26 protein-coding genes, 1 riboswitch and 1 other annotated feature are annotated in these 21,376 nt (G+C 35.0%); of the genes, 12 read left to right on the forward strand and 14 right to left on the reverse strand.

Translation table 11 applies throughout. The annotated features are described in order from the left end of the window. Window positions 1-450 (forward strand): NUDIX hydrolase, encoded by a 450-nt coding sequence (locus BAQ46_RS27910; RefSeq protein ID WP_061131008.1) that lies wholly within the window; start codon window positions 1-3, stop codon window positions 448-450. Between the two features lie 59 nt (window positions 451-509). Here the strand turns inward: BAQ46_RS27910 and BAQ46_RS27915 are convergent, their stop codons facing one another. The 4 genes from BAQ46_RS27915 to BAQ46_RS27930 all read right to left on the reverse strand — a co-directional run bounded on the left by BAQ46_RS27915 (window position 510) and on the right by BAQ46_RS27930 (window position 4,089). Beyond that, on the reverse strand, window positions 510-890 hold the full coding sequence (locus tag BAQ46_RS27915) for a VOC family protein (protein WP_061131009.1): 381 nt from the start codon (window positions 888-890) through the stop codon (window positions 510-512). 61 nt (window positions 891-951) lie between these two features. Further along, window positions 952-1,980: an ROK family transcriptional regulator gene (locus BAQ46_RS27920; protein WP_071743293.1), complete on the reverse strand. Its 1,029-nt coding sequence runs from the start codon at window positions 1,978-1,980 to the stop codon at window positions 952-954. Between the two features lie 336 nt (window positions 1,981-2,316). Beyond that, on the reverse strand, window positions 2,317-2,880 hold the full coding sequence (locus BAQ46_RS27925) for a maltose acetyltransferase domain-containing protein (protein ID WP_000845609.1): 564 nt from the start codon (window positions 2,878-2,880) through the stop codon (window positions 2,317-2,319). A 210-nt stretch (window positions 2,881-3,090) separates the two neighbouring features. Further along, window positions 3,091-4,089, reverse strand: a complete 999-nt coding sequence (locus BAQ46_RS27930) for a tryptophan--tRNA ligase (protein ID WP_071743295.1) — start codon at window positions 4,087-4,089, stop codon at window positions 3,091-3,093. Window positions 4,090-4,133: 44 nt separating this feature from the next. Continuing rightward, window positions 4,134-4,339 (reverse strand) — a binding site (T-box leader). A gap of 137 nt (window positions 4,340-4,476) precedes the next feature. Between BAQ46_RS27930 and BAQ46_RS27935 the strand changes: the two genes are divergently transcribed. Then, window positions 4,477-5,634: a 1-deoxy-D-xylulose-5-phosphate reductoisomerase gene (locus BAQ46_RS27935; protein ID WP_061131011.1), complete on the forward strand. Its 1,158-nt coding sequence runs from the start codon at window positions 4,477-4,479 to the stop codon at window positions 5,632-5,634. 29 nt (window positions 5,635-5,663) lie between these two features. On the opposite strand, the gene BAQ46_RS27940 is transcribed toward BAQ46_RS27935, so the two are convergent. Beyond that, window positions 5,664-6,785: an AI-2E family transporter gene (locus BAQ46_RS27940; RefSeq protein WP_000416969.1), complete on the reverse strand. Its 1,122-nt coding sequence runs from the start codon at window positions 6,783-6,785 to the stop codon at window positions 5,664-5,666. A 63-nt stretch (window positions 6,786-6,848) separates the two neighbouring features. Continuing rightward, entirely contained in the window at window positions 6,849-7,097 is a 249-nt protein-coding gene (locus tag BAQ46_RS27945) for a GlsB/YeaQ/YmgE family stress response membrane protein (protein ID WP_000539718.1), read from the reverse strand. 137 nt (window positions 7,098-7,234) lie between these two features. Here BAQ46_RS27945 and BAQ46_RS27950 point away from each other — a divergent pair, with 137 nt between their 5' ends. Continuing rightward, window positions 7,235-7,696: a GNAT family N-acetyltransferase gene (locus tag BAQ46_RS27950; protein ID WP_061131012.1), complete on the forward strand. Its 462-nt coding sequence runs from the start codon at window positions 7,235-7,237 to the stop codon at window positions 7,694-7,696. A gap of 38 nt (window positions 7,697-7,734) precedes the next feature. Continuing rightward, window positions 7,735-7,877: riboswitch (cyclic di-AMP (ydaO/yuaA leader) on the forward strand. Window positions 7,878-7,974: 97 nt separating this feature from the next. Further along, window positions 7,975-8,118 (forward strand): hypothetical protein, encoded by a 144-nt coding sequence (locus BAQ46_RS30865; RefSeq protein WP_000945244.1) that lies wholly within the window; start codon window positions 7,975-7,977, stop codon window positions 8,116-8,118. Window positions 8,119-8,173: 55 nt separating this feature from the next. Here BAQ46_RS30865 and BAQ46_RS27960 read toward each other — a convergent pair whose 3' ends face one another. Both BAQ46_RS27960 and BAQ46_RS27965 read right to left on the reverse strand, forming a co-directional pair. Next, window positions 8,174-8,929, reverse strand: coding sequence for a class I SAM-dependent methyltransferase (locus BAQ46_RS27960; RefSeq protein ID WP_071743297.1), 756 nt, complete (start codon window positions 8,927-8,929; stop codon window positions 8,174-8,176). Window positions 8,930-8,970: 41 nt separating this feature from the next. Beyond that, window positions 8,971-9,513, reverse strand: coding sequence for a CGNR zinc finger domain-containing protein (locus BAQ46_RS27965; protein ID WP_071743299.1), 543 nt, complete (start codon window positions 9,511-9,513; stop codon window positions 8,971-8,973). A 112-nt stretch (window positions 9,514-9,625) separates the two neighbouring features. On the opposite strand from BAQ46_RS27965, the gene BAQ46_RS27970 reads away from it, so the two are divergent. The 3 genes from BAQ46_RS27970 (at window position 9,626) to BAQ46_RS27980 (ending at window position 11,672) form a co-directional block, all read left to right on the forward strand. Continuing rightward, window positions 9,626-10,825, forward strand: a complete 1,200-nt coding sequence (locus BAQ46_RS27970; RefSeq protein WP_048557678.1) for an MDR family MFS transporter — start codon at window positions 9,626-9,628, stop codon at window positions 10,823-10,825. A gap of 153 nt (window positions 10,826-10,978) precedes the next feature. Next, entirely contained in the window at window positions 10,979-11,356 is a 378-nt protein-coding gene (locus BAQ46_RS27975) for a hypothetical protein (RefSeq protein ID WP_000823782.1), read from the forward strand. 76 nt (window positions 11,357-11,432) lie between these two features. Further along, entirely contained in the window at window positions 11,433-11,672 is a 240-nt protein-coding gene (locus BAQ46_RS27980; protein ID WP_000747691.1) for a DUF3923 family protein, read from the forward strand. Between the two features lie 97 nt (window positions 11,673-11,769). Here the strand turns inward: BAQ46_RS27980 and BAQ46_RS27985 are convergent, their stop codons facing one another. The 4 genes from BAQ46_RS27985 to BAQ46_RS28000 all read right to left on the reverse strand — a co-directional run bounded on the left by BAQ46_RS27985 (window position 11,770) and on the right by BAQ46_RS28000 (window position 14,838). Further along, entirely contained in the window at window positions 11,770-12,318 is a 549-nt protein-coding gene (locus BAQ46_RS27985) for a DUF2179 domain-containing protein (protein WP_000938434.1), read from the reverse strand. Between the two features lie 198 nt (window positions 12,319-12,516). Further along, window positions 12,517-12,930, reverse strand: a complete 414-nt coding sequence (locus tag BAQ46_RS27990; protein WP_000616837.1) for an ATP synthase subunit I — start codon at window positions 12,928-12,930, stop codon at window positions 12,517-12,519. Window positions 12,931-12,982: 52 nt separating this feature from the next. Continuing rightward, window positions 12,983-14,311 carry a hemolysin family protein gene (locus BAQ46_RS27995; protein ID WP_000402267.1) on the reverse strand — a complete coding sequence of 443 codons (1,329 nt, stop codon included), beginning with the start codon at window positions 14,309-14,311 and terminating at the stop codon, window positions 12,983-12,985. 119 nt (window positions 14,312-14,430) lie between these two features. Next, window positions 14,431-14,838 carry a MerR family transcriptional regulator gene (locus BAQ46_RS28000; protein WP_000285640.1) on the reverse strand — a complete coding sequence of 136 codons (408 nt, stop codon included), beginning with the start codon at window positions 14,836-14,838 and terminating at the stop codon, window positions 14,431-14,433. Window positions 14,839-15,114: 276 nt separating this feature from the next. Between BAQ46_RS28000 and BAQ46_RS28005 the strand changes: the two genes are divergently transcribed. From BAQ46_RS28005 to BAQ46_RS28025, 5 genes are all read left to right on the forward strand, one after another. Beyond that, the gene (locus tag BAQ46_RS28005) at window positions 15,115-15,909 is read left to right on the forward strand and encodes a glycosyltransferase family 2 protein (RefSeq protein ID WP_001997813.1); all 795 of its coding nucleotides are present in this window, start codon (window positions 15,115-15,117) and stop codon (window positions 15,907-15,909) included. A 114-nt stretch (window positions 15,910-16,023) separates the two neighbouring features. Continuing rightward, complete coding sequence (rfbF, locus tag BAQ46_RS28010; protein ID WP_071743301.1) at window positions 16,024-16,791, forward strand: glucose-1-phosphate cytidylyltransferase; 768 nt, start codon at window positions 16,024-16,026, stop codon at window positions 16,789-16,791. 1 nt (window position 16,792) lies between these two features. After that, window positions 16,793-17,848 carry a CDP-glucose 4,6-dehydratase gene (rfbG, locus tag BAQ46_RS28015; protein ID WP_061131015.1) on the forward strand — a complete coding sequence of 352 codons (1,056 nt, stop codon included), beginning with the start codon at window positions 16,793-16,795 and terminating at the stop codon, window positions 17,846-17,848. Between the two features lie 12 nt (window positions 17,849-17,860). Then, window positions 17,861-19,084 carry a class I SAM-dependent methyltransferase gene (locus BAQ46_RS28020; protein WP_071743302.1) on the forward strand — a complete coding sequence of 408 codons (1,224 nt, stop codon included), beginning with the start codon at window positions 17,861-17,863 and terminating at the stop codon, window positions 19,082-19,084. Beyond that, window positions 19,081-20,004 (forward strand): NAD-dependent epimerase/dehydratase family protein, encoded by a 924-nt coding sequence (locus tag BAQ46_RS28025; RefSeq protein ID WP_071743304.1) that lies wholly within the window; start codon window positions 19,081-19,083, stop codon window positions 20,002-20,004. The genes BAQ46_RS28020 and BAQ46_RS28025 overlap by 4 nt, the downstream gene beginning before the upstream one ends. Here BAQ46_RS28025 and BAQ46_RS28030 read toward each other — a convergent pair. Together BAQ46_RS28030 and BAQ46_RS28035 are read right to left on the reverse strand one after the other, a co-directional pair. Further along, window positions 19,973-20,770 carry a glycosyltransferase family 2 protein gene (locus BAQ46_RS28030; RefSeq protein WP_000797328.1) on the reverse strand — a complete coding sequence of 266 codons (798 nt, stop codon included), beginning with the start codon at window positions 20,768-20,770 and terminating at the stop codon, window positions 19,973-19,975. The genes BAQ46_RS28025 and BAQ46_RS28030 overlap by 32 nt on opposite strands. Before the next feature lie 63 nt (window positions 20,771-20,833). Continuing rightward, on the reverse strand, window positions 20,834-21,184 hold the full coding sequence (locus BAQ46_RS28035) for an SH3 domain-containing protein (protein ID WP_000875277.1): 351 nt from the start codon (window positions 21,182-21,184) through the stop codon (window positions 20,834-20,836). Window positions 21,185-21,376: the final 192 nt, after the last annotated feature.

Consider the following 21,376-nt stretch of genomic DNA (forward strand, 5'->3'; position numbering starts at 1 on the left):
ATGGGTTATATTGAAGATATGAGAAATTTAGTAGGAAATCAGCCACTGATTTTAATAGGATCACACGCCATTATAGTAAATGAAAACAATGAAATATTGCTGCAGCTCCGCACAGACTTTAACCGCTGGGGCATTATTGGCGGCGCTTTAGAATATAACGAAACATTAGAAGACGCTTTAAAGCGAGAAGTATATGAAGAAACTGGACTTATTATTAAAAATCCAGAACTATTCCGTACATACTCTGGACCAGATTACTTTCAAATCTATCCAAACGGCGATCAAGTACACGGTGTACTCGTTGTTTATATTTGCCGCGAATTCCACGGTGAGCTTGTATGTGATCAAACAGAATCAAAAGAATTACGTTTCTTTCCGCTTGATGAATTACCTAGTACTCTTCATCCAGTTATTGAGGGGATTCTTCGCGATTTTCATCACTCCAATTAAAGATAAAAATAAAACAGCCTCATCTCCCGTCATGATAATGCGAAATGAGGTTGTTCATGTTAGATCGTTATCTCAATCTGATTTCCTTCAGGATCACTTACTACACTTTCATAGTAACCATCCCCTGTAGTTCGTGGGCCGTTTAACACAGGGTACCCTGCTTCTCTTAATGTATTCGTTAATTCGTTCACCTTTTCTTTACTACCTACAGAAAAAGCAATATGTGCATATCCTATTGTTTCTGTTTGTAATGCATCCTCTATCCCTACCCGCTTCATAAGTTCTAGACGCGCACCACCTTCAAAAGTTATAAAATAAGATTTAAATTGCTTTTTCGGATTATCATATAAGCTATTTTCTTCACCATTAAAATATTGTTTATAAAAATCACGCATTCCTACTAAATCATTCACCCAAATTGCTACATGTTCAATTTTCATAATCGACACCTTTTCTTTTATGTTATTCAACTGGCAATTGGATGCTTCATTGCCAGGACATTTAATTTTCTTTATTCGTTCTCGTAATCATAAGATCAAGTCCTAGACTTTTTAATCCATATAAATAATCTTCTTTCCAATTACTCACTGTTATTTTCGGAATATGTTCCGCCGGGATGTACTGCGGACAAGTTTTTACAATTTGATCTATTACAAATTGATTCACTTCATCATCACAGAAGATAAAGGCATGCGGGTTAATAATAGCTATACATGTAGCGATTAAACGAGTAATAGCATCTATATTATATTCCTCTGGATTATTCGGATCTTCACTTCTCAAAGCTTGCAAGAAATTTTTATTATTATACTGCGGGACGAAAGATATCTCTCCTGAGAAAAATGTGCTTCCGCGTACGACATCTCCATTTACCATAATACCTGCACCTGGACCATTTTGACCGGAATACAAATATACAAGAGAGGAATTGTCATAGTTTCCAGTGTTTTTATAATAACCAAGCACAGCAGCATTCATATCGTTTTCTATTACTACTGGTATAGAAAACTGTTCCTCCAAATGACTTTTCAAATTAAAATTTTGGAACTTTTCATATCCAGGAATATAAAAAATACGACCATTATCAACCGAACCAGGCACACCAATTGATATAGAGCTTATTTTCGGGAATGTAGCGATAAGACCTTCAATATGTTTAGATAATAGATTTACGCCCGTATCAATTAACATACTTGAAGTACTCCCCTGTTCTTTTACTTCCCCTAAACAGTTAAAAATTGTATAGTTTGTTTCATTTTTTTCTAAAAATATCGCTAAACCTAACATATATTCTGGATTATATTCATATCGTTTCGCTCTTCTTCCACCACTTGAATCATCTAAACCAGCTAAAGTGACTTCACCGTCTTGTTTCATTTTTTCTATAAATTTACTTATCGTTGGAAAACTAATTTCTAATGTATTACTAAGCTCAACTTTCGTTGCACTACCTCGCTCTAAAAGAACTTTACGAATGCCGCGAAGGATTGTCTCTTTAATCGATTTTTGAGTAACAAACTGTTTACTCAAATCGCTCACCACCTTAATCAACATACTTATTAAACTTTTTTAATAAGTTGCGTTGACAATATATCATACATCATTTTCTAAAGCAATAAAGATGATATATTTCTACTAGCAGTATTCCGAATGCTTCCCCTAGTATACTTAAAAATTGTGTATAACCTATGATAGAAACTTACGGCAAACGAGAAAACCAGCAAAACAAATAAGAAAAAGAGCGTTTCAAGAAGTAAGTAATGTCTTCGTACGATTTTCCGCACTATTTTTCTTTATATGAAACATCTTTCACATTTTCTATACGATACAACATCTGTTTATTCATGCACTCATAAAAAACGATTTCTATAAGTCTATCGTTTTAATAACTTTAGCTGGGTTACCACCAACTACTACATTATTGGGTACATCTTTTGTCACAACTGCCCCTGAAGCAATTACAGCGTTATCTCCAATTGAAATACCAGGGTTAATAATAGCTCCCCCGCCTACCCAAACATTGTTACCAATCTTTACAGGCTTTCCATATTCTTTACCAGAATTCCGCTCTACCGGGTGTAAAGGATGAGTAGCAGTATAAATGTGAACACCAGGTGCAAACATACAATTATCCCCAATTCGCACTTCACAAACGTCTAAAATCACACAATTGAAATTGGAGAAAAAATTCTTTCCAATATGGATATTGTAACCATAATCACAACGAAAAGTAGGTTTAATATGTGATGCCCCGTCAGCTGAAGAACCTAAAAGCTGATTTAATAATGTAAAACGTCTCTCATCTCCTGTCTCCATCGCCTCGTTATAAAGGCGTGTTAAACGTTTTGCCTCCACCCTATCAGCCACTAATTCTTCGTCATCTGCAATATACATTTCTCCCGCTAACATCTTTTCTTTTTCTGTTTTCATACAATCATCTCCTTCGTAATCAAATGAACCCTACTTATTAAACATGTTTATTAAGTGACTTTCATTATACTTATTAAACATGTTTAATAAGCAACCCTATAGTAGCATACTTTTTAATATATGCAACTAATAAGTTTCAAAAGAATATGCGAACTCCTTGCTTTACTCATCGATATGACGAATAAGTTATAGAGAAAAAAGAGGGAACGCTCAGTGCTCCCTCTCAAATCCAATCCGTTTCTTAATTTCTGTTAAATTTACCTTCGCAATAGTCCGCGCCCGCTCAGCACCTTTTTCCAACGCTTCATATAATAAATTCGGTTCATTCATATACATAGCATATTTCTCACGTGGCCCAGCTAATTCACGGTCTACAACGCGAAACAACTCTTTTTTCACATCGCCCCATCCAATGCCAGTTTCATATTTTTCACGCATTGACTGCATTTCATCTTCCGTTGCAAATTCTTTATAAATTGTAAATAACGTTTCTAGTTCTTTCGGTTCATTTGGAAGTGAAGAATCTGTTTTGATTTTAAATATTAACTTTCGTAGTTTTTCTTGCTCCGCGAATAACGGGATCACATTCCCGTAACTTTTACTCATCTTTCTTCCATCAAGCCCTGGTAATATTGCACCCTCTTCTTGTATGACATACTCCGGAAGTGTAAATGTCGTGCCAAAAGTATGATTAAAATACGTCGCAATATCACGCGCAATTTCGATATGCTGAATTTGATCTTTTCCAACGGGTACATGCGTAGCCTGGAATAGTAATATGTCGGCTGCCATTAAAATCGGATACGTATATAATCCCATATTCACTCCTGCATCGACCTCTAAACCCGCTTCTTTATTTTGCTCTACTTTCGCTTTATACGCATGAGCACGGTTCATAAGCCCTTTCGGAGTTAGGCAAGCTAATATCCAAGCTAATTCTAGAATCTCCGGCACTTCTGTTTGCCTATAAAAAATAACATCTTCTCCAAGTCCAAGCGATAACCAAGTAGCTGCTACCTCTTTCGTATAACTACTAAACTGGCTCGGATCATGCACAGCATTTAACGCGTGATAATCTGCTATAAAATACAATGCTTTCCCTTCATTCTTCTTTGACATTTGCAACGCAGGTTTAATTGCACCAATATAATTTCCTAAATGCGGATAACCTGTCGGTTTAATTCCTGTTAACATTATTTTCTCACTCATCCTAACTCCTCCTTTCTCAAAATAAAAAGAGCCCCTCATCCTTAAAAAAGGACGAGAGACTCCCGCGGTACCACCTTAATTAGCTATTGTTAGCTCACTTCAACTTCTTAACGTGAAGCAACCGTCTTTACCTACTCATTTCAGTTAGAAGCTCCAGAGCCTATTCCATATTCATCCCTTACTGATTTCCACCACATATCAGCTCTCTGAAAAGTTTCGAATATGTACTCTTCTCTTTCATCGCTTTTCGTTATTTTTTACAGTTTATCACATTTCACCTCTAAACAAACCAAAATTTTCTATTTTATATAGCAGGAATTTCCACTTCAATTGCCTAATATTATATAGGTTTGCAGAAATACTCGAAACAACTTTGGAGGTTTTTTCATGGTAAAATATATATCCATTTTAGGTTCAACAGGATCTATCGGCACATCTGCATTAGATGTCGTTTCAGCTCATCCCGAATATTTTAAAATCGTCGGTTTAACCGCAAATTATAATATCGAGCTTCTTGAGCAACAAATCAAAAGGTTTCAACCTCGCATTGTAAGCGTCGCGACAAAAGAATTAGCAGACACGCTTCGTACGCGTATTTCAACCAACGTAAAAATTACATACGGAACAGATGGCTTAATTGCGGTAGCTACTCACCCTGATTCAAATCTTGTATTAAGTTCCGTCGTTGGTGTTTCAGGATTACTCCCAACAATTGAAGCATTAAAAGCGAAGAAAGATATTGCCATCGCTAATAAAGAAACGTTAGTTGCAGCTGGTCATATTGTAACTGAACTGGCCAAACAAAACGGATGTCGTTTAATTCCAGTCGATAGCGAACATTCAGCTATTTTCCAATGTTTAAACGGAGAAAATAATAAAGAAATTGACAAATTAATCGTTACAGCTTCTGGCGGTGCATTCCGTGATAAAACACGTGAAGAAATGAAAACTCTACAAGCAAAAGATGCTTTAAAGCACCCAAACTGGTTAATGGGGGCAAAATTAACGATTGATTCTGCCACATTAATGAATAAAGGATTCGAAGTAATGGAAGCAAGATGGCTATTTGATATTCCTTATGAAAAAATTGATGTAATGATTCATAAAGAAAGTATTATTCATTCTTTAGTAGAGTTTATTGATGGATCAGTTATAGCGCAGCTCGGTGCTCCTGATATGAGAATGCCGATTCAATATGCGTTTCACTACCCTACTCGGCTACCTTCTTCCTATGAAAAATTAAATTTATTAGAAATCGGTAGTTTACATTTTGAAAAACCAGATTTAGAGAAGTTCCCTTGTCTACAATACGCATATGAATGTGGCAAAATTGGTGGTACTACTCCTGCTGTATTAAACGCAGCAAATGAAATTGCGAATGCACTATTCTTAAAAAATGAAATTGCCTTTTTCGATATTGAAAAAACAATTTACAAAACAGTTGAAGCCCATCATAACGTAAAAAATCCTTCACTAGATGCTATATTAGAAGCGGATCAATGGGCACGCCAATATGCACATCAATTGTTAATAAAAAAGAGCTAAAACAGATAATACTGTTTTAGCTCTTTTTCCTACGTATTCAACTTAACAAATCGATAACCATGCGTTACTAACACCTTTAATATCGCATACCCTGGAATTGCTAAAATAATCCCCATAATTCCAAATAAATTTCCGGCAGTTAAAATAATAAAAATGATAGTAATCGGGTGAATATCTAGCTTTTTCCCCATGACTTGCGGAGAAATAAATTTACCTTCTGCTAATTGTACAACCATCATTACAATAATTACCTTTAAAACCATCCCCGGCGAATCAATAAACGCAATAATTAACGCTGGTGTAATTGCGATAATTGGTCCTACGTACGGAACGATATTTACAATCATCGCTAAAATAGCGAGTAGTACTGCATATTTAATACCGATAATAAGGTAACCAATTAATAGCATAATACCGATAAATAAGCTAACGATAATTTGTCCTCTAATATACGAGCTAATCGCATAATGCATATCGTCTAGTATTCTCATCGCTGCTGGTCGTCTTTGTTCTGAAATAAACTTTAAAAAGTGATTTGGTAATTGCTCACCATCTTTTAAAAGATAGAACAATATAAACGGAACCATTACAAACGTTAAAACGACCTCTGTAATAGTACTTAAAAATCCAGTTACATTTCCTGTTACTGATGATAAAGATTTCGTAAAATCAACTGTATAGTCCTTTACCATACTCGCTACATCAATATTTAAATTCTCCTGAATTTTTCCTAGTAAATTACTTTCCCCAAATCTACGTGCTGCTCGTTCAATTTCATGACCGAAATACGGTAAGTTATCTATTAATGCATCAATTTGATCTTTAATAATTGGAATAACCGTTAAAACTAAAAACACAAATAATCCAATTACGATTAAGTATATCGAGGCTATTGATACGATTCTTGAAACACCTTTCTTTTCTAAAAGCGAAACGAATGGATGCAAAATGTAAAATAGTACGCCCGCTAATAATACTGGGAAGAAAATTGTTTTTAAAAAGACGATAAACGGCGTAAAAACAAATGATATTTTTGTTAGTAATAAAATATTAATGAACAATAGTGCAAACCCAAGTAACACTGCTAAATAATTGTGTTCTCTAAAAAATTTTTTCAACTTATCTCGTTTTCTTAAACTTACTTTCTCCAATAAAACCACCTCTTCGAATGATGAAAAGCCCTTATATAGGGCTTTTTATCATAATATAACTCTTTATTTCCTTGCAGATTTCACTACAAATGATACAATAAGAACGAGAACAATTGATCCTAATAAAGCTGGTACAATATGAATACCACCTAGTGATGGACCCCAATCTCCAAATAATTTACCGCCTAACCAAGCTCCTAATAAACCAGCAATTATATTTCCAAACATGCCAGCAGGAAAGTCTTTACCTGTAATAGAACCTGCAATTGCACCTATAATAGCACCAACTATTAATGTGATAATCCACCCCATCTTTAGTCCTCCATTTCTATTATAGTGTAATTCAATTTAGCTACTAACTTATTGTGTAACTATGTAATTATTATATCCAAAAAAGAAAAATCTTGTCAAATCTATGAAAATACAGCCAACAAGGAGGTTTCTATTCTATGATTCAAAAATTAATAACAACTTCTCACAAAACTGCAACTTCTATTTTAAGCATTCAAATACCCGCTTATGAAATTGAGGCGAAATATATAAATAGTACAGCTATCCCTCGACTTTATGATACTGTAGCCGATATTCAATCTTGTGATGAAATTTTTTACGGCTATTTTTTTGAAGATACACTTGCTGGTTTTATTTCTTTTAAAATAGATGAAGAAGAAGTGGATATTCATCGTTTAGTAGTATCCCCTGATCATTTTCATAAAGGGATTGCAACAAAACTACTACTTTATGTATTTGACATGTTCTCCCCTTCCAAAACATATATTGTACAAACAGGGAAAGAAAATACACCTGCTTTGTCTTTATATAAAAAACATGGCTTTATCGAAGTACAAAATATCGTATTGCCTGATGGTGTGATTTTAACCTCGTTAAAAAAGACAGAAAACAATAAATAGTTTGACTAACCTGATTATTTGTGTTATCTTTTACTTTATAAAACCTTTTGCTGAGTCCAAAATTTGGAGCGGGGGAACCATTTTTGTAGCTATGCTACTTGGGGCGAATCTTATTTAAGTAGGGAAACTCTCACTTCCCGAGTCCGACAGCTAACCTCGTAAGCGTAATGGGAGAGGAAGGTGCTTTTTGCCTATGTTACACATTTTGCCTCCTTAATTATAAATATGGGATCGATACCAAATAGACACCTATATTTATAGAAAAGGAGACATGCGCTATGTTACGTTTATCTGATCACGCAATCAAAATGATGGAGCAAAGACTTCGACTCGAACAACATCGCACATATCAAGCAAATAAAATTGTAGATAACTTACATCACAAATACTTCTTTCAACATATTTTTCAACCGAAGAGATAAGTACTAACCTTTAATAAAATACAGCGTACGCTTTTTTCAGTGTACGCTGTATTTTTCATTTTCTTGCCTTAATAATAAAAGTAGTCGGCACCATCCTAGCTTTATATAAAGAATAATATTTCGTAGACGGCTCAGCTAGTTCTTCATCAAACAAGCTCGATGGTTCAGGCTCTTCTATTCTCTCAATTGTAAATCCTGCTCTATTTAACTCATTTATGTATGTACTCATTTTTCGTTTATATAATGTCGCTTGTACATCCTCCCCCTTAAATGTTTCAAACGTAATAGGAGTTTCTTCATGATAAGACGAGCTGAAAGCAATCTCCTCTGTTCCATACATTAAGTTTGAATATACGGGATGCTCCCAGCTAAAAATAAAGCTTCCTCCTGGCTTTACATATGAATATATTAGTTCCAACGTTTTTCTTAAATCTGAAGTCCAACCTAATGCATAAATGGAATATACAATATCAAAATACCCTTTCGGAATATCCACTTCCTCTTCCATTGCTCCACATATTAACTTCGGATTCCACGACTGTAATGTTTTATGTGCCGTTTCGATTTGTGTGCTCGAAAGATCAAGTCCCCACAATTCTTCTGCGCCATGTTCCGCCATATATTGCAGCGAATGCCCACTTCCACAACCAATATCAAGAACCTTTTTATTTCTAATTGAATCGAACAAATGAATCTCCTCTTCAGATGCTGTATACGGACCATATTTCGGCAAACAATCTACTTGAAAGAAATAAGGTGCAACTGTGTCCCAACACTTTTTATTTAATGCTATCATTTGTGTACCTTTCATATGCTACATTCCCCCATCCATTTTTCTTCCCCTAATAGTAATTACACATTATAACCCGTTCTTCCTTTTCTCTTCGCGCGGTAATTTTTCACTTTTGCAATTGTACCGCATGCTCTGCCTCCTTCTTCACCAGCATACATACCGCACCATCTTTTGCTTCCATTTCGCGAATGATCGTAAAATACCCAACGGCAATCTGGACATGCTTTTAACCTTCCCCACAAATTTTCTTGAATCGAGATAAACACAATGCTTAATATTTTTGTATACACATTCTCTTCGTATACTGGTTCATATGTAATACCTTTCATATCTTCCTTTATATGTACATGAAATGGGTATTTCTCTAACCATTTTTGCAATGATCCTTCACCTTCAATTGCCGCCCGAATATCTTCTCGAAAACTTTTTAATTCCTCTATCGTATAAAATAGAAGCTCTTCATGAAAAGATTCTTTCATAAATTTCTTTATATCCTCTTCTGTTTGCAGCAAATCAATTGGCTCTCTCGTATCGTTTGGTATTCTCCATGTATTTAAAAACTCTCGAATATACTCTAATTCGTTTGGTGCGTTTTGACTCAATTCTATTCACCTTCTTCTTAAATTTTACTTTTTTCTGACTTTATGTATAATTATAATATAAAATAGTTAACCACTAAAAAAAATTACTGGTTACAATATTAGGAGGAGTTCTATGAAAAGTTTCTCAACACCGATACGTTTCATGCTTATTTCTTCATTTTTTATGTCTTTTGGTTATTTTGCAGTATACGCATTTTTAGCTATTTATCTATTAACCTTTCTCCATTTTTCAGCTTTTCAAGTAGGAACAGTGTTGACGGTTATAATAATTACATCACGAGTTATCCCTTTATTCTCAGGATTAATTGCTGACAAAATAGGCTATATCATTATGATGATAGCCGGATTATTTTTGAGAGGAATCGGATTTATCGCTTTAGGAATATGCTCTGATTTCTACACAATTTCTATTTCTTCTGCACTTATTGGCTTCGGAACTGCATTTTACGAACCTGCCGCTCGCGCTATATTTGGCTCACAACCAGCTCATTTGAGAAAAAATTTATTTACATATTTAAACCTTAGCTTTAATTGCGGTGCAATAATCGGACCAATTGCAGGAGGGTTTTTACTCTTACTCGATCCAATCTATGCTTTCTCTCTAACAGGATCTCTTATGCTGATATTTGCTTTAATCTTTTACTTACTTAAAAATCACTTCCAAGTCACTACTGAAAACACGTCTATTACATTAGGAATACAGGCCATCTTACAAAACAAGTCTTTTCTTCTGTTTTCCTTTATCATGATCTTCTTCTATATTATGTTTACTCAGCTTACTGTCGCACTTCCACTTCATATGAAAAACATTAGTAATAGCAATCAACTTGCTACACTCGTTATTACGATAAATGCAATAACAGGCGTCATATTTATGGTATTATTCCGAAAATTATTCCACAAATACAACACACTTTCGATTATTAAATACGGTGTTTTATTAATGAGTATTTCCTTTTTACTCATTCCTTTATTTCAACACCCATATTGGCTCTTTATTTGTGTAATTTTATTTACAATCGGTGAAACACTCGTATTACCTAACGCTGATATCGCTATTGCAAATTACAGTAATGAATCATATACAGCCACTTTCTTTGGATTTTATCAACTATCACTCGCATTTGGTTTTATCATCGGTAATTATACTGGTACATCTTTTACATCCAATTTAAGCGGAGTGTATACACCATGGCTTATTTTTGGCGGAATAGGACTTATTGGTTTTATTTCATTACATATTTTAAATACAAAAAAGGATTTCCTAAAGAAGATATATGCCTACTGTAAAAATACTAATTTACAGCAATAAGTAAACTTTCAATCTCCTTTAAATTGGATATACAGCCTGCATTATTTTACATATTATGGTATAATCAAAAAGAATGCTCACTAAACGTTTACATAAAACACTAGCAATCTAACAATGCCAAAATCAGAAATCACATAGAATCGGGGGAATGTTATGAAAAGGAAATTACTTGTTCTTCTATTCACTGGAATCATACTATCAGGATGTTCAACTATAGCAGAAAATTCTTTAGAAACCGGAAACGCCAGTATGGAACTATTAACACCAACGATTACAACAAAAGATAATGAATTAGAAATTAAGACTGAAGGTATTGATGAAAATAAAGTGACTTTTATTTATGTTGCTAATAAAAAAGTGTTGGAACAAAAGCTAAAGAATGGTGAATCTTACAAGCTTAACATTAAAGATATCGAACACGCTCATCGGACAGACTACAAACCAAAAGTTCAACTTTTGCAAACGAAAGATAATAATGATGATGGAGAAATAGTCACCTTCAAACAAGTTAGATATACAGTTAAAAACTAATTTTAAAGTTGTTTCATTATAAATGTAACGAACGAAAATATACTTTTAACAGTAGATACATGTAAGGGGTGTTAACATGAAAAAACGATGGATTTCTTGGTGGATTGGTAACCTATTTTGGATTATCGTTTTTGGAATATGGGCAGCTATTATTTGGCTACGAGATGTTGATGGTGCTGGTGTCATTCAAACACCCGAAATTAAATCCATATCACTTATCGTTATATTAATCGCGTTTATCATACCTGTATTTTTTCAAGTTATATGGCTAATCATTAATTTGAGGATGAGTAAAAAAAATAATTATACGATTTAGTTTTTCAATTAACAATAAAAAAGAGAGGAATCTATTTTAATGTAGATTCCTCTCTTTTACATATGGGAACTTTTAAAACGGCACTACTCCCTTTTCTTTACGATGCATGATGATCTTTCTTCTTCATTAACGCTCTTTTCTTCATCGCCTTCGTTAAATATCCGCCTTTAAATGAACGAATTTCATAAGAAGACATAAACGCTTTCGGTGCAATTTCATTAATGATTTCTAATAGTTCTTTTTCTCTAGAACGTTTTGCAACGATATCTAAGCGATAACGTATCGAATTAATACCTTCACCTTCAAATACTGTAACGCCAAATCCAGAGTGACGTAACTCATCTACTAATTCATTACAACGGTCTAGTAAACTAACTTGATACGTAATATAACCAATTGCTAATTTATTCTCTATATAACCGCCTAATAACAGTCCCGCACTAAAGCCAATGACATAGGCAACGATGTTCATCCAATTTGATAAATCTTGAAACACAATACCTAAACTGACAATGTAAATAGCTCCTTCTAACAATCCAACAGCAGCAGCGGATCTTGTTTGATTCTTTACAAGCAAAATCGTACGGATTGTTAAAATGGGAACGTAAATAATTTGAAGCACAAAAATAAGTAGCGCTTGTAACATTGGTATCCACCTCTTTCAAAAAGTCTTTTGTCATGATAACATACATAACCTTTAGAAATCGATGGGTTTTTAAATTTTTTTTTATTATTTTTCATACTATTGAAAAACGCAAAAAAGAAGCGTATTATATTTGTCGTTAATTTAATTACTTGTATCATATCGCTAAACTAAAAAAGGAACCCCATTAGGTCCCTCTCATCATAGCTCTATGTTTTTCGAAGCATGTTCCCTTTTCTTCTCTTCTTCTTTCACTACCTGCATATTTGCATAAGCTAAATTCGCAATCATTAAAAAGTGACCACCTAAAATGCCTGTACCAAATGCCCACATTTCCATTTCATGCTCAATTTCGTACATGATAATAGCTCCTAAAATGGCCGCTGCAAATCGGTTTAAAACTCCTAACCCTGGGGCCTTTTCCTTCATTACAATACTTTTCCCAAGTTTCTCCACTCTGCGAGCTAATAACCAAAGGCAATATGCACTTACAGCTAATCCGATCCCAAACCCTGTTACTTGTTTTCCAAACGGAGTAATCGTCCACATAAGTAGTAAACCACTAAAGATCACATACAATTGTAATCGATATACACGTAAGGCTACTTGAATCAAAATATCCGCTCCTAATTTCTCATTTTTTATACTTTAGAAGAAAAGCAGCAACTTACACAGTTGCTGCTTTCTCTTCTTCTTGTTCCTCTTCCATCTTACGAATTTCAACACGTTTAATTTGGTAAGCGTCTTTTTCTAACACTTTAAATTCATAACCTTCCGCCTCAACGTGTTGTCCTTCTTCGATTTCATGATTTTGCATCATAATCCATCCACCGATTGTATCCACATCATCTTCTTCAATGTGTAATCCAAATAAATCTTTCACTTCTGAGATAAGCACTTTTCCATCAACAATGATATGTTGCTCGTTCACATGTTGAATTGGTGGTGCTTCATCTTCATCATATTCATCACGAATTTCGCCGACGATTTCCTCCAAGATGTCCTCAAGTGTTACAATTCCAGCTGTTCCTCCGTACTCATCATATAAAACAGCCATCGGAATTCGCTTCTTCTGCATTTGAAGTAATAAATCGTGAATTGGAGTCGTTTCCATCACTTCAATAATCGGACGCATATACGAGCGAATAGATGATAAATCTTTTTGATCCTCGGTCATATATCGAATAAAGAAATCTTTTACGTTGACCATACCGATAATATCATCTTTATCTTCTCCAAAAATCGGATAACGTGTGTATCGCTCATTTTGGATTACTTTCATGTGTTCTTCTACTGAATCTTCCAGGTAGAAACCAACGATTTCTGTTCGCGGTACCATAATCTCTTTTGCAATACGATTATCAAATTCAAAAATGTTATTTACATACTTGTATTCAGCCTGATTAATTTCGCCACTTTCATAGCTATCTGAAAGGATAAGGCGTAATTCTTCCTCTGTATGAGCTACTTCATGTTCTGAAGCTGGTTTTAAACCGAATAAGCCAGTTACAACACGAGCTGAACCGTTCAATACCCAAATAAATGGATACATTACTTTATAGAACATCATTAATGGACCTGCCAATAATAACGTTACCTTTTCAGCCTTTTGAATTGCCATCGTTTTCGGAGCTAATTCTCCTACTACAACGTGTAAATACGTCATAATCATAAAAGCAAGACCAAATGTTAATACTGATGAAATAGAAGGGTTTAAGTTCCATTTCTCAAATAACGGGTGTAATAACTTTTCAATTGTCGGTTCACCTAACCAACCTAATCCCATAGCTGTAACTGTAATACCTAATTGACAAGCAGATAAATATTCATCTAAATTTGTTGTTACTTTTTTCGCTGCTAAAGCACCGCGTTTTCCTTCTGCAACAAGCTGATCAATACGACTTGAACGTACTTTTACAATCGCAAACTCAGCTGCTACGAAAAATCCAGTAAATGCGATTAAAATCGCAACCATGACTAAATTAAATATTTCCAATGAATCCCCTTAGTTAAAAAACTAAGGTGTCCACCTCCTGTATACTATAATGTTTTCTTATTTCTTTCTTAGAAAACATAGCCCGATACAAAAATTAAAGAGGTCGGATTTCACTTGTTCTATAATAATAGAGCAAGTGTCTGTATTAAAGCTGTCGTTTGACCAGATAAAGATTTCGATATTTTTTCACGTTGTGAATCAGTCAATCCATCTAAAAGCGGCTTTAATTCCGTTAGCTCTACTTCTAATCGATGAATATGGTCTGTCACTTCATTCACTTGTTTCGAAACGTGTTCATTGATACCGAGCAGCTTCTTCTTCTCCTCGATTTTCTCTTTAATCTCACAAAGCGGCATATGCATTTCTTTGCACTTCTCAATAAATTGTAATGTCTCAAATGCTGTTTCGTCGTAATAGCGATAATTAGATTGAGATCGCTCCGCTTTTAAGATACCTAGATTCGTATAATAATCAATCGTTCGTTTCGACACGTGAGCCATGAGAGCCAACTGTCCGATTCGATACACCTTCCCAACGATCTTCCCCCCTTGTTTATATTACTAACATCATACAATACATAAACTGTACAGTCAAACGTGACGGTTTATTATTCATAATTTATACACAATTCCACTTACCATTTTATCATTTTGTAAATTAACAATACATTACTTAATTCTTATAATCGAATTACATTTCCCATACTACATTACTATGAAAATATCATCATAGAATCGCATATTCCTTTCAACCTTTTTTAATACAAAACATATGATAATAATATTTAATTAAAATTATTATTCATGCTATTGGAGGAGATTGAAATTACTAAAACTATTATCTCTCACTTTTATAACGAGGAGTATTTATTACCATGGTGGCTTATGCATCATACAAAAATATTTGATCACGGTATATTAATTAATAGAGGTTCTACAGATCGTTCCGTTGAAATTTGTAAATTATTTGCTCCCCACTGGGAAGTACGAGATTCAAGATTCCTTGAATTCGATCCCACTAATACTGATATTGAGGTAATGGAAATTGAAAGAGAAGTTTCAGGTTGGAAGATGGTATTAAATACTACAGAATTTCTTTGCTGTAACAATGTAGAAGAATTTTTCTCATCACTTCATACGTTAGGTCAAAATATGTATGCGATTAGAATGATTGTCATGATTGATAAGCATGATTACAATTATTCAAAACTAAGATATTCCATTCCTTTAGTAGAACAACGATATCATGGGCTTTTTCCTTATAACCCAGAAATCGGCTGTGCCTGGAGATTTATACACAACCATCTTGATGGTGCATATTTACCAGGCAGACATTTTACGCGGCATCAACATGTCGTTTATAACTCCCCTTCATTCATTGTTAAATTTTACTTTAGTCCTTGGAACGAACATACAAAGGCAAGAAAATTACAAATTACACCCACCCTTTCAAAAAAGGGCGTTCGAATGGGACTTCAAACACATTATGGTCAGTCCCCTGAGCAACTCGAAACTCGATTTTTAGAGCTTAGTAGCATAACCCAAGATCTTCGTAACCACCCTGAATATCAACAATTATTCCCTAAATTTAAACCTTAATATTTCTCACACCATCATTTTCCACACATTTTTACGCACTTAGTCAAAAACAAAACCATTTGCATACAATATGAATACTGTATATATTATAAATTTTTATTTTAGGAGGAAAAAATGAAAGCTGTTATTCTTGCTGGTGGATACGGGACAAGGATTGGGGAAGAAACACATTTAAAACCGAAACCTATGATTGAAATTGGAACAAAACCTATTCTATGGCACATTATGAGTTTGTATAATCATTACGGTATTACTGAATTTATTATTTGCTTAGGCTATAAAGGATATGCAATTAAAGAGTTCTTTCTAAATTACAACTTACACATGTCAGATTTCACGATACATTTAAGCGATAATACAATTACTAGCCATTCTCAACGTGTAGAACCGTGGAAAGTTACACTAATCGATACTGGTGTAAATACCGAAACGGGAGGACGAGTGAAAAGAATTCAAAATTTTGTTGGAGACGAACCTTTCTGCCTCACTTATGGTGATGGATTAAGCAACGTAAATATAAAAGAACTTATTGCATTTCATAAAAAACATGGAAAAATGGCAACTGTTACCGCCGTACAACCTCCTGGTAGATTCGGTTCTCTCATATTAAATAAACAGTCTGTAACATCTTTTCAAGAGAAGCCACTCGGGGATGGCGGATGGGTTAACGGTGGATTTTTCGTTTTAAACCCTGAAGTTTTCAATTACATTAGTGGAGATAAGTCTGTTTTTGAAACAGACACTTTAGTTCAGTTAGTAAACAAAAACGAACTATCAGCATATCAACATACTGGTTTTTGGCATCCGATGGATACATTGCGCGATAAAAATAAATTAGTCGAGCTATGGGAAAGTAATAACGCTCCGTGGAAGGTTTGGTAATATGGCTTCTTCATCTTTTTGGAATAAGAAAAAAGTATTTATTACGGGACATACTGGATTTAAAGGCTCTTGGCTCACCCTTTTCTTAACTTCTTTAGGTGCAGAAGTAGTTGGCTTATCTTCTCATCCCCCATCGATTCCTAATCTTTTTGAACAATGTAACGTAGCAAAAGAGTGCATAACAATTAAAGGCGACATTACAGATTACGATTCTTTATTACACGCCCTAAAACATCATAACCCTGACATACTATTTCATTTAGCTGCCCAGCCAATCGTCACCACTTCATACAAAGATCCTATCGAAACATTTAAAACGAATGTTTTAGGCACTGTTCACGTATTGGAAGCTGCAAAACATACAGAAAGTATACGTGGCATCATTAATGTTACAAGTGATAAATGTTATGAAAATGACGGGAGCGGTAACCGGGCATTCGTGGAAATTGACCGGCTAGGAGGTATCGACCCTTATAGTGCTAGTAAAGCTTGCGCTGAAATAGTGGCAACATCCTATCAAAAATCATTCTTCCACACTAATACTCAGAAACTCGCCTCAGTAAGAGCAGGTAACGTCATCGGTGGTGGGGATTGGGCAGAAGACCGATTATTCCCAGATGTCATTCGTGCATATTTACAAGATGGTACATTAACGATTAGAAACAAAAAGGCTATTCGCCCGTGGCAACACGTATTAGATCCTTTACACGGCTATATCCTTTTAGCTGAAAAACTTTGGACAGACGCTGCATATGCAGAAGCATGGAATTTCGGCCCGTTGAACGAACCTAACAGAACCGTTCATGATGTCATTCAATCTGTAATAAAATTATGGAATAAACAACTAACGATCACTTCCCCCTCTACAAACACTCCTTATGAATCGCCTGTTTTAACACTCGATAGTACAAAAGCAGTAACTAAACTCGGCTGGACTCCTAAGTTATCAACAGATAAGGCTATCACTTGGACTGTTGATTGGTACAAAAAATATGCATCTGGTGAAAATATCGAATCTTTCACGCGACAACAAATCGATGCATTCAAAAATTTATAAGGGGGCTATAAAATGGAACAGAAAAAATGCCGTTTTTGCCACTCATTACTCAGCAACACTTTTTTAGATTTAGGTGTTTCTCCTCTCGCTAACTCATTTGTTTCTCCAGAAAACGCATATAAAATGGAACCATTTTATCCATTGCACACATTTGTTTGTCACTCTTGTTTACTCGTACAATTAGATGAATTTGAATCTCCGCACAATATTTTTCATGACTATTTATACTTTAGCTCTTACTCATCAAGCTGGCTACTGCATGCTAAACAATATGTAGAAATGGCGATTAAGCGTTTCTATTTAAAGAAAGACTCCAAGGTGGTTGAAATCGCGAGTAACGATGGGTACTTATTACAATACTTTCAAAAAGAAAATATCGAAACATTGGGAATTGAACCTGCAAAAAATGTAGCAGAAATCGCTATCCAAAAAGGAATTCCTACTGAAGTGAATTTTTTCAGCAACGACTTAGCAAAAAAATTACCACAAGCTGATTTAATCATCGCTAATAACGTATTAGCACACGTTCCAAACTTGCATGATTTTGTCGCCGGTTTAAAAACGTTATTAAAACAAGATGGCACGATAACAATTGAATTCCCTCACTTACTAAACCTCATATCCTTTAAACAGTTTGATACGATATACCATGAGCACTTCTCCTATTTCTCACTTATAAGCCTGCAAAAAGTTTTATCTCACCATCATTTACAAATTGTCGATGTAGAAGAACTTGCAACGCACGGTGGTTCCTTACGTATTTTTGTAAAACATCATAGCGACGAATCAACTATCCATTCTAGTGTTACAAAATTAATCCAAAAAGAAGTGGATCACGGGCTAAATACATTAGATTGTTATCTCCTTTTTTCTAAACGCATCGAACAATTGAAAATAAATATTTTACAGTTTTTTATCGAAGCGAAAGCTTTAAACAAACAAATTATCGGTTACGGTGCGCCAGCTAAAGGAAACACCCTTTTAAATTATTGCGGGATAGGAAAAGAATTTCTAGCTTATACAGTAGATAAAAACCCTCATAAACAAAATCTTCTTCTACCAGGAACCCGCATTCCAATAAAATCTCCAGAAGAAATAAAACGTACAAAACCTGATTACATTCTTATACTTCCTTGGAATTTAAAAGACGAGATTATGAAAGAATGCTCTTTCATTCGTGAGTGGGGCGGCAAATTTTTAGTAACAATACCAGAAGTTGAGGTAATTGAGCCATGAAAAAAATCCTTGTAACAGGCGGTAGCGGATGGATTGGTAAATATGTTGTACATTCTCTTATTCAAAAGGGCTATGAAGTGCACGCCACTTACAATACAAATAAGCCTTCCCATCTTTCTTGCCATTGGCATAAAGTCAACTTACTTTGCGATGAAGAAGTAAAAAAACTCATTTACGACATGAAGCCTAGTCATCTCATTCATTTAGCTTGGGAAGCAGTGCCGCCAGCGTGTTATGTATCTATCAATAATTACTATTGGCTTACGTCTAGTATCTCATTGATTCAACACTTCACAACATGCGGCGGAAAGCGAGTCGTCGTTGCCGGGACTGGCGCAGAGTATGAATGGTTTAACGGTGTATTATTTGAAGATTCACCGCTTCTTTCTTATAAAACCCCGTATTCATTATGTAAAAATGCACTACACTCCTGGCTCCAAACGTACGCTGAGCAATCAGGCCTCAGCATGTGTTGGGGCCGCATTTTTCATATGTATGGCCCTCACGAACAAGGGAATCGACTCGTTTCTAACATCATCACTTCTTTATTAAAAAACGAGGAAGCACTATGTACACATGGAAAACAATCAAGAGATTTCCTCCATGTGAGCGACGTCGCTGATGCTCTCATAACAGTATTAGAACATGGCGTTACAGACACAATCAATATCGCTTCGGGTCAATCTGTACAAATTAAAGAATTAGCATCTATCATTGGGAAAAAGATAGGAAAAGAACATCTAATTAAACTAGGTGCAATACCTTTCTCTAAAGATGAACCTTTATTTGTCGGCGTTAATGTAGAACGTTTAAAAACTGAAGTAAACTGGAAACCGACATACGATCTAAATACAGGAATCGAAGCAACAATTTCATGGTGGGAATCATTTATACAAAAACATAACGGTACGCATCACTAAAACGTAAATCCTTCGTTCCTCTTGCTAATTCCTTATACCATTCTTCTAATCTTTCCGGCGTAATAATATGGTGTGTACCCATCCCCCCATGCTTACTAGCTTCAGAAAGAGTCGGACCAATTTGTAACTTTCTCTTTCTCATCGCATCGTTCCACGGACTAAATCCAAACCATAATATACAAGCAAGAGGGGGATAAATCATAGATTCATGCGCGGATAAATGTCTTCCAACTGTATAACTTCCGTGTTCATGATTATGAATAAATCTACCTCTTCTCCACAACGGCCAATCTTCTGGTAAATAACCATGAAATCGCTGTTTCATTAAAGGGAGTCCAAAGTTAAGGTCCGGATAACTGTAGTTAGGATCATCAACCATAATAAGCCCTTCTAGCCAATACATCCTCCCTCCCAATTCATTTAGTGATTTCCAAAACTGATTTTTATCTTGCACACAAAGAAACTCAGTCGTATTTAAAATCATTTTCCATCCTTGTATTTCTTGTTCTACCCTCATCACTTCATGATCCGTCGCATATGCATCAAACTCTGGATTTACAGAATCTCGCACTTCCCAATGCGGTGCGAATTTCTTACAAATCTCCACCGAACGATCTGTTGAGCCTTTATTAATTAAAATACCATGATCAAACAGTTTCGTATGATGAGCAAGCCACCACGGTAATAAATACTCTTCGTTATAAAAATGAGAAATAACGGTTGTAGTTATAATAATCTCCTCTTTCTCTATTAATCTATTTTTCATCCTACAACCAATATACTCATAAACTAAAAATATGTTTCCTATATTAATAACCAAATCGTATTACTAATATTTTTGTAAGTTTTCCTTTGGTACCCAGCCATCCTCACCACCTGTTTTTTCACACCAAACCCATCCATTCAATTCTTCTAACCCAATCAATCTTTCTCCAATACTTACATTTAATTCTTTGGCAGTATATTGTTTCGTAATGATTCCTACATCAGTTATATTTTTCATTATAATTTGCTCCGGAACCCACCCTTTCCGGTCATATTTCTCTTCGTGACAAAACATCCAGTTTTCCCAATTTTCAGGACCATCGTAACTCTCTATCATTTTCACTACATCCCCCTCTTCTAAGCGAATTGGATCAGGATAATTGCTAACATGTGATTTTATAACGATATATTTCATAACAACCTCCAATAATCAGAAAATTAAGTTATAATATCATTATAACTTAAGAAGGAGGAATACACATGTACTACAACACTTCATTCGAAAACGATCAACCTGTAGGCCGTCTATAAACTAAGACGGGCATTCATATAACACGTGCACTATGCCTCGTCTTAGGGAACTCATCATACCCTAAAAATAGACGGA

Origin of the sequence: Bacillus paranthracis (assembly GCF_001883995.1) — a bacterium.
GTDB lineage: Bacteria > Bacillota > Bacilli > Bacillales > Bacillaceae_G > Bacillus_A > Bacillus_A paranthracis.